This is a genomic window from Anoxybacter fermentans, from assembly GCF_003991135.1.
GTDB classification, from domain to species: Bacteria; Bacillota; Halanaerobiia; order DY22613; family DY22613; genus Anoxybacter; species Anoxybacter fermentans.
The window spans coordinates 1,483,255-1,496,623 of the sequence record NZ_CP016379.1; the positions used below are offsets into that span (position 1 = coordinate 1,483,255).

The following is a 13,369-nucleotide window of genomic DNA, read 5'->3' on the forward strand; positions in this document are numbered from 1 at the left end:
GGTTCGAAAAATTTTTTATGAAGCGAAAAACTTGCTTTTTGCAGTAAGATCATATCATAGGTACTTTAATTCAACCACGAAATTCTTCCTCTTCAACTGTAACCTTTGCTTTACCTCTGGTAACATCGACCATCTTTTTCTTAAAACTCTCCAGATAGCTAGGTAAAAGATCAACAAAGATAGCCACTCCATCATTAGAATATTGAATATCTCGAATCTCACTAATTCCTCCTTGAATCTCTTTAACAACACTTCCCATCCGGTCATAAGATACTTCAATCTTAACTAAAAGATATTGAACTTTTTCACGAACGCCAGCTTCTTTTAAACCGGCCTGTGCTGCATCACCATAAGCCCGAACAAGACCGCCATATCCTAACTTAGTACCACCAAAATATCTGGTTACTACCACGGCTGTATTGGTCAAACCTGCACCATCAATAGCCTGCAATACAGGCGGCCCAGATGAACCAGCCGGTTCACCATCATCATCATAACGCTTGATTGCCTGATCTCCCATTCCAACCTTAAAAGCTGAAACATTATGGGTTGCGTCATGAAATTCTTTTGAAATCTTTTCAATAAAGGCCAGTGCCTCTTCTTCAGTTGTTACAGGCGCAACTGTTGCGATAAATTTACTGTCTTTAACTTTGATCTGAATTCTTGCCTCTTTTGCAACAGTCAAATACCGATCACTCATCTTTATCACCACATCTCTTCAAATACTCCTTTATTTGTTTTTCATAACCATTTTCTGTGGGATGATAAAATTTACGCCCCTTCATATTAAGCGGCAGATATTCCTGTGGGACATAATTACCTGGAAAATCATGGGGATATTTATATCCTTCACCATGTCCTAATTTGCTAGCCCCCAGGTAATGGGTATCTTTTAAATGTTTCGGCACAGACCCAACCTCTTCCTTCTCTACCACCTCTAACGCTGAATCAATACCTTTTATCACAGCATTACTTTTAGGAGCAGTGGCAATAAATAAAGCTGCCTCAGCCAGAGGAATTCTAGCTTCAGGCATCCCCACATATTCTACAGCTTGTGCCGCAGCTGCAGCTACTATTAGAGCATGAGGATTGGCCAGACCTACATCTTCAGCAGCATGAATCAAAATTCGCCTTGCGATAAATCTAGGATCCTCACCAGCTTTAATCATTTTAGCCAGCCAATAAAGGGTAGCATCCGGATCTGACCCTCGCATGCTCTTTATAAATGCTGAAATAGTATCATAATGATTATCTCCGTCTTTATCATAATTTACTGCTCTTTTTTGAATGGATTCTTCTGCTATTTCAAGATCAATATTAATAACCCCATCTTCATTTTCAGGTGTTGTAAGAACCGCTAATTCAAGAGCATTGAGGGCAGATCTAGCATCACCATTAGCCACATTGGCAAGGTGATTTAAAGCTTTATCTGTAATCCGAACCTTATAATTACCCAAGCCCCGTTCTTTATCCTTTAAAGCATTCTTTAAAATAATTTTAATCTCCTTCTGAGTCAAAGGCCTTAACTGAAAAATCCGCGAACGGGAAATAAGAGGGGAATTGATCTCAAAGTAAGGATTCTCTGTTGTCGCTCCAATAAAAATAATAGTTCCATCCTCTACAGCAGGAAGAAGAGCATCCTGCTGTGCCTTATTGAAACGATGAATCTCGTCAATAAAGAGTATAGTACGCTTTTGATACATTTCATACCGCTTTTTTGCTTTCTCTATTACTTCCCGGATATCCTTGACACCAGAAGTGACGGCATTTAAAGTTTCAAACTCAGATTGGGTGGTATTGGCAATCACCCGGGCCAGCGTAGTCTTCCCACATCCCGGTGGGCCATAAAAGATCATTGAAGTAAGCCGGTCAGCTTGAATGGCCCGACGTAAAAGGCGCCCCTCACCAACAATCTCTTCCTGCCCTATAAACTCATCCAAAGTTCTAGGCCGCATTCTGGCTGCCAGTGGAGCTTCTTTTTTCAGCTTTTTTTGTGCACTTAAGCTAAATAAATCCATATTACTATCAACCTACCTCTTCTTTACGATTCTTTACACAATAAATTAACCGTTTTTCGGTAACAATCATATCAACAGGAATATCATGGTCTTCATGGGGTAAAGGTTTATCCATTACCTGCAGCTCATAAGCTACGGCCACCAATTTTGGCCGCCTGGTCAATTCACCCAAAAAACGATCATAAAATCCTCCACCATATCCAATTCTATACCCATTATGATCAAAAACCAATCCAGGCATTAAAACAAAATCTATCTCTTCTGGTTGAACCGGTCGGATAAACTCTTTTTTAGGTTCCAGTATTCCATATGTACCAACAACCAGTTCCTTATCGAAATCCTTAAGTTCAGAAAATGTTAACCGACCTGTCGAAAGATTAGTAATGGGTAAAATAACCCGTTTACCGATCGCCAATCCCTTTTTTATTAAAGGAATAGTATTGACTTCACTTCTAAAGGAAACAAAATATAAGATTGTATGGGCCTTCTTATAACTTAAAAGGCCTTCTAAACGCTGACGAATCTTTTTTGAATATAATTCTCTTTTCCTTTCCGATAATTGATCTCTCAATTGGCTAATCTTTCTACGCAAAGTCTGCTTATCCATCTCTATACAATTCCTCCTCACACTTCATCAATTCAATCATACCAGAAATTACGGACATATGTCAAAAGTTTACGAAATTTTTCCCATTCATTTAATCAGATTTTTTCTAATTTTAAATATAATGATTTTCAACAAAAAACTTAACGAAAAATTTCTTTTGGAGCAAAAAATCAGAGATTATCTATACCAAATGTTATCCACAATCTGCAAAAAGTAGAATTTCCTAAACATCAAGAAATAATATAAAACCCGGTGAAATTTTACCGGGTTATTAATAATATCCGCTATGCCGTGTGGAACTTTATTTTTGATCCCTCTCCTCCAAGTGGGTTCCCTCTCAACTGGTTTGTAGGTCCTCTCAAAGGAGGCTTCTACGCCGCAGTTGAAGTCCAGGATCCCTTTCACATTGGTGTTGGTCAAAAATAATAATTTCCATCACGGGCATAGCAGAATTAAAAACCAATTTTTTCTTTTCATTTTCTCTTGCATCTTAATAATACCACAAAGAAAAATAACTTTCAAGTAACAATATTTTCATTTAATATTCACATAATCATTTTTGCAGATTAATATGGAGTTCGTCTAACTGTTCCTTTGAGACATCAGATGGCGCATTAGTCATCAAATCTGTGGCACTTGCGGTTTTAGGGAATGCAATAACATCCCGAATAGTATCACATCCAGCCATCAACATAACCATCCGATCGAGACCAAAAGCAATACCGCCATGTGGTGGAGTTCCGTATTGGAAAGCTTCCAATAAAAAACCAAACTTATCGTTGATCTCTTCTTCTGTCAGGCTTAACATCTTAAAGACTTTTCTCTGAAGTTCACTGTTGTGAATCCTGATACTTCCTCCACCCAATTCAACACCGTTTAAAACCAGATCATATGCCTGGGCCCGTACCTTGAGAGGATCTGTCTCAAGTAGTGGAATATCTTCTTCTACTGGATGTGTGAATGGATGGTGTAAGGAGACATACCTGCCCTCTTCCTCATCATACTCTACTAGCGGAAAATCGGTAATCCAGACAAACTGGAATTTATCTTCAGGAATCAATCCCAACTCTTTACCCAGTTTAAGCCGCAGTGCCCCCAAAGAAGCTGCAACCACCTGAGGGGAATCGGCTACAAAAAGGAGCAGATCTCCGGTCTTGCCGCCCATTTCCTTAATGATAGCATCCAATTCCTCTTCTTTAAAGAACTTGGCAATAGGTGATTTTATACCATCCTCTTTTAATGCAATCCAGGCAAGACCCTTAGCCCCATAAATAGCCACATATTTTGTCAACTCATCAATTTCTTTTCTGGAGAAATTGGCACAACCCTCTACTCGAATACCTTTAACCTGACCGCCATTTTTAACGGTATTGGCAAAGACTTTAAAATCCACGTCTTTAACCAGATGGGATATATCAACCAGTTTCATATCAAAGCGAATATCCGGCTTGTCTGAACCATAATAGTTCATTGCATCATCATAAGTCATCCTTGGAAACGGATGGAATACAGAAAGACCTACACCTGAAAATACTTCAATGATCATCTCTTCCATCATTTCCATAACATCTTCCTGGGTGACAAAAGACATTTCGATATCGATCTGAGTAAACTCCGGCTGCCGATCAGCCCGTAAATCTTCATCCCGGAAACATCTTGCAATCTGAAAATACCTTTCCAAACCAGAAGCCATTAAAATCTGCTTAAAGATCTGAGGAGACTGGGGCAGGGCAAAAAATTTCCCCGGATGAACCCGACTGGGTACCAGATAGTCCCGGGCACCTTCTGGAGTACTCCGGGTCAAGATCGGTGTTTCGATTTCTAAAAAGCCCATCCTATCCAGATACTTACGAACCAGCATCGTTACCCTGTGACGCAAAATTAAATTTTTCTGCATCACAGGTCTTCTTAAATCCAGATAACGATATTTTAAACGTAAATCTTCATTTACATCCAGATCATCCTGAATGTAAATAGGCGGTGTTTTGGCTTCATCGAGAATTCGTAAATATTTTGCATGAACTTCTATTTCACCGGTGGCTAAATTGGGATTCTTTTGCGGACGTTCCTGCACCTGACCCTCAATAGCTACAACATATTCACTCCGTAATTTTTCTGCTTTGGTAAACACTTCTTGATTATCTTCTGGATTAAAGACCACCTGAACCAAACCAGAACGATCCCTTAAATCAATAAAAATCAGACCACCCAGATCGCGTCTGCGCTGAACCCAACCCATAATGGTTACTTCTTCTCCAACATTATCTTTCCGTAAATCACCACAGTGGTGAGTACGCTTCAACCCCCGAATACTTTCTCCCATTCCTGTAAACCTCCCTTACTTGACCCGTTTTTTCATCTCTTCGACCAAATTACTCAGTTTAACTTCATCCTGCTCACCGGTCTCCATATTGCGAATTGTAGCAGAACCTTTATCGAGTTCTTCATCTCCTAAAATGATACTGTAACGAGCATTCAGCCTATCTGCCATCTTCATCTGGCCTTTTACACTTCGACCCATATAATCCATAGCTGCTTTTAAACCGGCCCTACGCAGTTGATTAAGATATTTAAAAGCTTCTTTTTCTGCTTTACTTCCAATGGTAGTAATGAAAAGATCTATATTGCGATTAATAGGCAGTTCAACATTTTGATATTTTAGCGCCAGGATCAACCGTTCCATTCCCATTGCAAAACCAATTCCTGGAACCCTTTTACCACCAATCTCTTCACCTAAGCCATCATAACGACCACCAGCAAATAAAGTATCCTGAGCACCCAGCTTAGAATATTTAACTTCAAAGGCAGTTTTAGTATAATAATCCAATCCTCTGACCAGCCCTGGATCAACTTCATATGGTATCTGAACTAAATCCAGATAAGATTTAACTTTATCAAAATCAGAGGCACAGTCTTCACAAAGATAGTCTAAAATTACTGGTGCTTTCTCCATATGTCTTTTACAATCTTCATTTTTACAATCCAACATCCTCATTGGATTCCTCTCAAAGCGTCGTTGGCAGTCAGAACAGAGCTTTTCTAAATGGGGTTTAAAATAATCTTTTAAAGCTTCACGATAAGCACTTCTACATTCAGGGCAACCAACACTATTGATATATAGCTTACAGTCCTTTAAACCCAGAGTATCCAGGATCTGGAAACCCACAAGAATAACCTCTACATCAACAGCAGGATTATCAACACCTAAAACCTCTACTCCAATCTGGTAAAACTGACGAAATCGTCCAGCCTGAGGCCGTTCGTATCGAAACATAGGTCCAAAATAAAAATATTTGGTCGGCTGGGATTGACCGTAAATTTTATGTTCCAGATAAGCTCGCATCACAGATGCTGTTCCTTCCGGTCTTAAAGTTATACTTCGTCCACCTTTATCTTCAAAAGTATACATCTCTTTTTCTACAATATCTGTGGTCTCACCTATACCTCTTTGAAAAAGTTCTGTATGCTCAAAAATCGGTAAGATAATCTCTTCATAATTGTAGAGTTCAAAAATCTCTTCTGCTTTTCTGCGAATATACTGCCATTTAAATGAATCAGGGGGCAAAATATCATTAACTCCCCTTGGTGCTTTAACACTCATAGCCTGTTCCTCCTTTAATTTGCTTATTGATAACCAGGCTACAGGGGTTACCTGTAGCCTGATTTAATGTTATAACTTATTTATTCAATTCCAACTTAATTGTTGGAAGATTCTTCAGTATTCTCCTCATCAGTTTGTTCAGTCATTTGCTTTTCCTTTAATTTCTTTGCTTCTTCCATTTCTTTTTGAGCGATCTCATTAATGATTGTTTGTTCAGCTTCTGCCAGTTCTGACTCATTCATTTCTGTAAAAATTGTCTTCAAACGTGTATGAGCCCAGCGCTTATCACCAGCATGTTCACTGGCCTTCTTAAAATATTCTATAGCCTTTTCTTTGTTCTTAAGATCTTTATAGATCTGGCCCATATTCAGATACAGTTCCCAATCATCAGGAGCAATTTCAATAGCCTTCTCAAGAGCTGTAATTGCCTTTTCATTATTATTCATTCCTTTATAAGCCTGAGCAAGGAAAGAATAGTAAGCTTCATTTTCAGGTGCTTCACTTACAGCTTCCTCAAAATACTTAACAGCATTCTCATAATCCTCCTCTATAAGAGCCTTATAACCAGCTAGATGCGGATAATTGATTTCAATCTTAGCCTCATTTTTGATTTCCTGGAACCATTTAGATTGAGCCTGTGCTTTCTTGATGTTTAACAACCGTTCTTTAATCTCTTCTTTTTGTGCTTCAAATTCTTCACCTTCAGCATCTTTTCTTTCGGTAACTTTCAAGATATGATAACCGCTATCAGTTTCAATAATATCAGAAACCTGACCAACTTCTAAAGCAAATGCTTTTTCGGTCAAAAGTTTGCCAAGTCTATAACCTGCATGAGAAATAAATCCTACATCACCGCCAGTTTGAGCATCTACTGCTTCAGAGAAATTTTTAGCGACTTCAGCAAAATCTACACCCTCTTTAATTTTTGCCAAAGCTTCTTCTGCTTTTATCTTACCACTATTTCCATCTTCTTTTTTGCTAATGAAAATGCGGCTAACCCTTACCCTTTCATATTCTTCGATAATCTCTTCATCAGTAACAGTAATATCAGAAGTTACCTTTTCAATAAGAGCATCAATAGTCTTTTCCTCTTTTAGATAAGCTTTAATATCTTTTCTCCAATCAGCCATTGTAATATTGTTATTTTTTAAAGCTTCTTTAAGTTCGTCCTCAGTCATCTCATTCTGAGCCAAAATACCCTCAATATATTTGTCAACATCTTCTTCAGTAACCTTTACCTTAATCTTCTCTTTTTCGGCCTGTTGAAGTAACAAAGTCTTATCGATGAGGGAATTCAAAATTTGATACTTATACACCAGTAATTGATCAGATGGTAAACCCATTAAATACTGACTGGCAGCCCGCAATCTCTGATAAAATTCCAATGCACTGATAGGTTCCTTATTTACAACAGCAATAGCCTGTCTCTTTTGCTGGGCGACATAATTACGATTTGAAATATAAGCACCATAACCAAAAAGTCCACCACCAACTACAAAAGCAAACACAACAATCCAGACGATAATATGGCGATTTTTTCTTAAAAACCTATGCATAAAATCTTCCTCCTCATATAAAAAATTAAAAAATTTAAAATTTCTTCTCTCTTCACCTTTCATTATTGTACCTTATCATTGTAAGGATGTCAATAATGATAATTTTTCATTCAAAATCTTATCAATTTGATCAATATAATCTCCAGGATATTTGGGATTGGAGTGGCGATTTAAGCTCCAATCTTTTGGATTAACTACTTTAGTGACAGCTCCTCCCCCAAGTCCAATTACTGTTTCCCGTTCATCAATCATAATCATATTATAAAGAGATTCTTTGCCAGAAATAGCATATCCCACATTTTCCTGATTGGCCAGAATATATTTCTGACGATACATATAATAGGGTAGAAGTTGATTTTCTCTTAAAACCCGGTCAACATAATCCAACATCCGGGTTAGTTCTTTATCATCAGGAAACGGAAGTTCATTTGCTTTTCCCCACCATCTTGCAGCTTTCTTTAAAGATAAGGTATGAACTGTCACACTATCCGGTTTAAGTCTCAGAACTTCCTCTATAGTGGACTGTACATCCGTAAAATTCTCCCCTGGCAAACCAATAATCAAATCCATGTTAATATTATCAAAACCAACTTCTCTTGCTAAAGTAAATACATTCTTTATCTGATCAACGGTATGATGACGTCCTATGGCATCTAGAGTTTTTTGCTGCATGGTCTGTGGATTGATGCTAATTCTGGTTACACCAGCATCACGCAATATCACAAGCATTTCAGGGGTGATAGTATCTGGACGTCCCGCTTCCACATTATATTCCTGCAAATAATCAAAAGGTATATGTTTTTCCAAGCACTGCAAAAGTTTTTCCATCTGAGCAGTAGTTAAACTTGTAGGTGTTCCTCCACCAATGTAAATAGAATCCACCTTATAACCCTGCTTTAAAATAAACTCTCCGACAACCTCTATTTCATGGAATAGAGTTTTTAAAAATGGTTCCATAAATCGGCGGTGTTTCTGTAACGAAAAGGCAGGAAAAGAACAATAATCACATCTAGAGGGGCAAAAAGGAATTCCGATATAAATACTTATCCTTTTTGCTGCCTCATTTTTTGTCGGTAAATATTTCTCTTCAATCTGACCAATCCGGATTAAAAGATCAATCTTTTCATCTGAAATAACATAAACCTCTTTTAAAATCTTTTTTAATTCCTCAAATTCAAAACCCTTGTCTCTTAAATAGTGAACTATTTTTGTGGGACGTATTCCTGTCAAAATTCCCCAGGGACTGATCTCCTCTTCTAAATATTGGACTAAAAAAGTATAAATATGGGTTTTTAAAAGATCCTTTCCCCGCCTCTCATAATCCAACTCTCCATAGCGGGAATCTAAAATATCATAATGGTAACGTCGTTCCAGATAACGTTTATTCCCGTCAATAAGGGTTAATTCAGTCTGTATAGGTTCTCCCTTTTTAAAGCTGCTTTGAGCTAGCTTAAGTTTTATGAGCGGATTGTTTGATTTTTCTATAACAAAGTTAAAACTATAATCAGGTAGCAGAATCTCCAATAAACGCTTTATAGATACTTGATAGGATTCTGGTATAAGTTGAATATCAAAAGTTTTGTGTTTCAATGAAGACTCCCCTTTAACGAATAAATGGATTTTGGACTTTGATTTCACCTAAAGTTGAGAGAAGATTGTGACCCGGATAGACCCGTGTATCATCGGAATAGCTCAGGAGTTTATTATGAATAGAATCCATAATAGCTTCATAGGAACCACCTGGAAAATCCGTTCTTCCAATGCCGTATGCAAAGAGCGTATCACCAGTGAAAAGATGTCCCGACTGATATAAAGAAATAGAACCCTGTGTATGTCCGGGTGTATGGATTACTTCTAAACTGACAGTATTACCTACTTCAAGTAAATCACCATCCTGCAAAATTTTATCTGCTGCTGGCCCGTCAAGTATTCGATCCCCCTTTAAAAATGCTGAAAAATTAAGCCTGGGATCTGTTAACATCTCAGCATCATCAGCATGAATTAATAATTTCGCCCCGGTCCTTTCTTTTATTGGACCATTGGCACCAATATGGTCATAATGCCCGTGAGTGTTGATAATATAGCGAACTTTCCATTGACCCTCTTCAATCTCCTTTAAGATTACGTCAGGTTCTTCACCTGGATCGATTATTAGGGCTTCTTTTGTCTCTTCACAGCCAACAAGATAACAATTTACCCCCATAACTCCAACTTCAATCCGCTTTATAATCATACTTTCTCCACCTCCAACCTAAAAAATCCGCTTGCTATCTAAAAGCATGGTTACTGGTCCAGTATTTACAAGTTCTACATCCATCATAGCCTGAAACTGACCTGTCTCAACTTTTAGGCCGTATTTGCTAATTTCTTCGACAAACTGTTTATATAAAGCTTCGGCATCTTTGGGAGATGCAGCCTGGGTAAAACTGGGTCTCCTTCCCTTCCGGCAATCTCCATATAAGGTGAATTGGGAAATAACCAGAAGTTCCAGTCCTTTATCCAATGCGGAAAGATTCATCTTTCCATTTTCGTCTTCAAATATCCTCAGATTTACAATTTTTTCAGCTAAATACTTAATATCTTCTGGCCCATCATCCTGGCCAATTCCCAAAAGAATCACAAGACCCGGGCCAATCTTACCAACAACCTTACCTTCAACTGTAACCGATCCTCGTAAAACACGTTGTACTACTGCACGCAATAACCCTCACCTCACATTAAGTTGGATTGGCACGTCTTACATCCAATATACCATCAATACAGCGCAATCTTTTAATAATATCGTTCATATGCTCAAGAGAACTTATCTCTAAGGAAATATTGATTTTTGCCGTTCCATCCCGATTGGTTCGAGCATTAATGGCAGTTATATTAACTTTGGCTTCAGAAATAACACTGGTTATATTATTCAAAAGTGAACACTGATTCATCGCCTCTAATTCCAGTTCAACCTGATAGGTCTCAATCCGATCAATATCCCAGCTTACATTAACACAGCGTTCTTTCTCCTTAAGCAGAGTCTTTACATTTGGACAATCCTTCCGGTGTACTGATACACCACGTCCACGGGTAACATATCCAATAATCTCATCACCGGGCACCGGATTACAACAACGGCTGAGTCTAACAAAAAGATCGTCCACTCCTTCCACACGAACTCCTTTACTAACACTCTTTCTTCTAATTGGCCGTTTCTGGGTAAGTTTATCCAAAACAGTTTCTTTTGTCTGGACAAGACCTAATTTTACAGCAACCTGAGTAGGTGTAACTTTGTTATACCCAATAGCTTCCAATAAATCCTCAACCCTTTGATAACCCAACCTGTTAGCTGCCTTTTCCAATTCACCACTCTTCTCCAGACTTTTGAGATCAGCCCGGTGGCGTTTTAATTCCTCCTCTAAAGCTTGCTTACCGCGCTCAGTTACTTCTTCCTGCTTCAAACGTTTAAACCAACGTTTAATCTTGCTCCTGGCTTTAGAAGTCTTAACAAATTTAAGCCAGTCTCTACTAGGGCCAGTGCTATTTTTGGAAGTTATAATCTCTACAATATCACCATTTTCAAGTTTATATTCCAAAGGTACTATCTTGCCATTCACCTTTGCCCCAACACAGCTCATACCAATCTCTGTATGGATAAAAAAAGCAAAATCAACCGGAGTAGCATGGCATGGCAGTGAAACGACATCCCCTTTGGGGGTAAAAACAAAAACTTCATCTTCAAAAAGATCAATCTTTAAGTTCTCCATAAATTCGGAGGCATCCTGCAAATCTTTCTGCCATTCGAGAAGCTGTCTTAACCAGGAAAGTTTCCTATCAAATTCTTCTATATCTTTCTTACCTTCTTTATACCTCCAATGAGCAGCAATACCATATTCCGCAATTCGGTGCATATCCCAGGTTCTAATCTGAATTTCCAAAGGATCACCTTTAGGACCGATAACAGTGGTATGCAGGGATTGATACATATTGGACTTGGGCATAGCAATATAATCCTTAAACCGACCAGGTATGGGTTTCCAAAGTTCATGAACAATTCCTAATACTTCATAACACTCACGAACCGTATTGACAATAATCCGAATGGCAGTCAGGTCATAAATCTCGGAAAATTCTTTCTTCTGTCGGAGCATCTTTTGATAAATGCTATATAGATGTTTTGGTCGACCATAAATTTCAACTTTAATATTTGTCTCACTTTCAATCTTTTCCTTAATTGTCCTGATAGCTCTCTCAATATTTTTCTCCCGCTCTTTACGGGTAGTCGCAACTTTCCTGGCCAGATCATAGTATTTTTTTGGTTCCAGATAACGAAAAGATAAGTCCTCCAATTCCCATTTGATTTTAAACATTCCCAAACGATGGGCCAAAGGTGCATAAATTTCTAAAGTCTCTTCAGCCTTGCGTTTCTGCTTTTCAGGTGCAGTATAATTTAAAGTACGCATATTGTGCAGCCGGTCAGCCAATTTAATCAGGATTACCCGAATATCCTTAGCCATAGCTAAAAACATTTTGCGCAAATTTTCAGCCTGATGTTCTTCCCGGGATTTAAAGGCAATTTGAGAAAGTTTAGTAACACCATTAACCAAAAGAGCAATCTCTTTTCCAAATTCTTCCTCAATCTGCTCAATGGTAATATCTGTATCTTCAACTACATCATGAAGAAGAGCAGCAGCAATAGTAATTACATCCAACTCTAATTCTGCTAGAATCTCTGCAACCTCCACAGGGTGATTAAAAAAAGGCTCTCCCGAATCCCGGAATTGGCCCTCATGGGCTTTACGCGCAAACTCATATGCCCGGCCAACTATATCCAGATCAGGATCGTTTGTATATGATTTTATTTTTTCGAGCAAATCCTGTAAGTTCATATACAACTCTCCTAAATTTTAGTAGTTTAATTAATCTTTAATCAAGGAAATAACAGGGAATTTGCTTAATCTCTCACGTCCATTTAAAAAAGTCAGTTCGAGAATAAATGCCAGACCTGCAACCTGACCATTCAAATTTTCTATCATCTCAATACTCGCAGAAACTGTTCCACCGGTAGCTAAAAGATCATCTATAATAAGTATCTTACTTCCCGGTTCAAAGGCATCTTTATGCATTTCTAAAGTATTAGAACCGTATTCCAATTCATATTCTGCCCGAATTACTTCCCCCGGTAATTTACCTTTTTTACGAATTGGTATAAATCCTTTGTTCATTTTTAGTGCTAAAGGCACACCAACGAGAAAACCTCTAGCTTCAATACCGGCAATATAATCAAAATCCAATTCTTTAACCTTATTGTAAAGATCTTCGATTAAGTTATGAAAAGCTTCGGGGTTTTTAAAAATGGGGGTAATATCTTTAAAAAGGATCCCCTTCTTTGGAAAATCTGGTATTTCGCGAATACAATCTTGATAATTCATTGCTTTGTTACCTCCCTTTTATAATGTTCCATTGGAAAAATCGAATGGGAAATTTTAAACAATAATTATACTACAGAAAGTTAATTTTGAGCGACATAGAAATTTTTCGCTAAACCATCTTAGTGAGATTTCCGACAAAATAAGGCCTCATCACAGGAGGTAATGAGCTAATCAAG

The 13,369-nt window shown here is 38.0% G+C and carries 11 protein-coding genes and 1 other RNA gene; all 12 read right to left on the reverse strand.

Going from position 1 to position 13,369, the window contains the following annotated elements:
- Nucleotides 1-70: 70 nt before the first annotated feature.
- Nucleotides 71-700 carry a YigZ family protein gene (locus BBF96_RS06660; protein ID WP_127016415.1) on the reverse strand — a complete coding sequence of 210 codons (630 nt, stop codon included), beginning with the start codon at nucleotides 698-700 and terminating at the stop codon, nucleotides 71-73.
- Nucleotides 693-2,018, reverse strand: a complete 1,326-nt coding sequence (locus tag BBF96_RS06665) for an AAA family ATPase (protein ID WP_127016416.1) — start codon at nucleotides 2,016-2,018, stop codon at nucleotides 693-695. The genes BBF96_RS06660 and BBF96_RS06665 overlap by 8 nt, the downstream gene beginning before the upstream one ends.
- A gap of 7 nt (nucleotides 2,019-2,025) precedes the next feature.
- Nucleotides 2,026-2,625, reverse strand: a complete 600-nt coding sequence (locus BBF96_RS06670) for a 5-formyltetrahydrofolate cyclo-ligase (RefSeq protein WP_127016417.1) — start codon at nucleotides 2,623-2,625, stop codon at nucleotides 2,026-2,028.
- Nucleotides 2,626-2,899: 274 nt separating this feature from the next.
- Nucleotides 2,900-3,081: non-coding RNA, 6S RNA (ssrS, locus tag BBF96_RS06675), on the reverse strand.
- Nucleotides 3,082-3,178: 97 nt separating this feature from the next.
- Nucleotides 3,179-4,948, reverse strand: coding sequence for an aspartate--tRNA ligase (gene aspS, locus BBF96_RS06680; protein ID WP_127016418.1), 1,770 nt, complete (start codon nucleotides 4,946-4,948; stop codon nucleotides 3,179-3,181).
- Nucleotides 4,949-4,963: 15 nt separating this feature from the next.
- On the reverse strand, nucleotides 4,964-6,226 hold the full coding sequence (gene hisS, locus BBF96_RS06685) for a histidine--tRNA ligase (protein WP_127016419.1): 1,263 nt from the start codon (nucleotides 6,224-6,226) through the stop codon (nucleotides 4,964-4,966).
- A gap of 95 nt (nucleotides 6,227-6,321) precedes the next feature.
- Nucleotides 6,322-7,782 (reverse strand): SurA N-terminal domain-containing protein, encoded by a 1,461-nt coding sequence (locus BBF96_RS06690; RefSeq protein WP_164730936.1) that lies wholly within the window; start codon nucleotides 7,780-7,782, stop codon nucleotides 6,322-6,324.
- Nucleotides 7,783-7,857: 75 nt separating this feature from the next.
- Complete coding sequence (gene hemZ / locus BBF96_RS06695) at nucleotides 7,858-9,372, reverse strand: coproporphyrinogen dehydrogenase HemZ (protein WP_164730937.1); 1,515 nt, start codon at nucleotides 9,370-9,372, stop codon at nucleotides 7,858-7,860.
- Nucleotides 9,373-9,385: 13 nt separating this feature from the next.
- Nucleotides 9,386-10,015: an MBL fold metallo-hydrolase gene (locus BBF96_RS06700; protein ID WP_127016422.1), complete on the reverse strand. Its 630-nt coding sequence runs from the start codon at nucleotides 10,013-10,015 to the stop codon at nucleotides 9,386-9,388.
- Between the two features lie 18 nt (nucleotides 10,016-10,033).
- A complete protein-coding gene (gene dtd / locus BBF96_RS06705) occupies nucleotides 10,034-10,483 on the reverse strand; it encodes a D-aminoacyl-tRNA deacylase (protein WP_127016423.1) in 450 nt (149 codons plus the stop codon).
- Between the two features lie 16 nt (nucleotides 10,484-10,499).
- Nucleotides 10,500-12,650, reverse strand: coding sequence for a RelA/SpoT family protein (locus BBF96_RS06710; protein WP_127016424.1), 2,151 nt, complete (start codon nucleotides 12,648-12,650; stop codon nucleotides 10,500-10,502).
- A gap of 30 nt (nucleotides 12,651-12,680) precedes the next feature.
- Complete coding sequence (locus tag BBF96_RS06715; protein ID WP_127016425.1) at nucleotides 12,681-13,193, reverse strand: adenine phosphoribosyltransferase; 513 nt, start codon at nucleotides 13,191-13,193, stop codon at nucleotides 12,681-12,683.
- Between the last annotated feature and the right edge of the window lie 176 nt (nucleotides 13,194-13,369).

What these genes read in the sequence shown, in the direction of transcription:
- BBF96_RS06665 (WP_127016416.1), bottom strand. Translation starts at nt 2,018, where the DNA reads ATGGATTTATTTAGCTTAAGTGCACAAAAAAAGCTGAAAAAAGAAGCT.
- hisS (WP_127016419.1), bottom strand. Translation starts at nt 6,226, where the DNA reads ATGAGTGTTAAAGCACCAAGGGGAGTTAATGATATTTTGCCCCCTGAT.
- BBF96_RS06690 (WP_164730936.1), bottom strand. Translation starts at nt 7,782, where the DNA reads ATGCATAGGTTTTTAAGAAAAAATCGCCATATTATCGTCTGGATTGTT.
- BBF96_RS06660 (WP_127016415.1), bottom strand. Translation starts at nt 700, where the DNA reads ATGAGTGATCGGTATTTGACTGTTGCAAAAGAGGCAAGAATTCAGATC.
- BBF96_RS06700 (WP_127016422.1), bottom strand. Translation starts at nt 10,015, where the DNA reads ATGATTATAAAGCGGATTGAAGTTGGAGTTATGGGGGTAAATTGTTAT.
- BBF96_RS06715 (WP_127016425.1), bottom strand. Translation starts at nt 13,193, where the DNA reads ATGAATTATCAAGATTGTATTCGCGAAATACCAGATTTTCCAAAGAAG.
- aspS (WP_127016418.1), bottom strand. Translation starts at nt 4,948, where the DNA reads ATGGGAGAAAGTATTCGGGGGTTGAAGCGTACTCACCACTGTGGTGAT.
- BBF96_RS06670 (WP_127016417.1), bottom strand. Translation starts at nt 2,625, where the DNA reads ATGGATAAGCAGACTTTGCGTAGAAAGATTAGCCAATTGAGAGATCAA.
- BBF96_RS06710 (WP_127016424.1), bottom strand. Translation starts at nt 12,650, where the DNA reads ATGAACTTACAGGATTTGCTCGAAAAAATAAAATCATATACAAACGAT.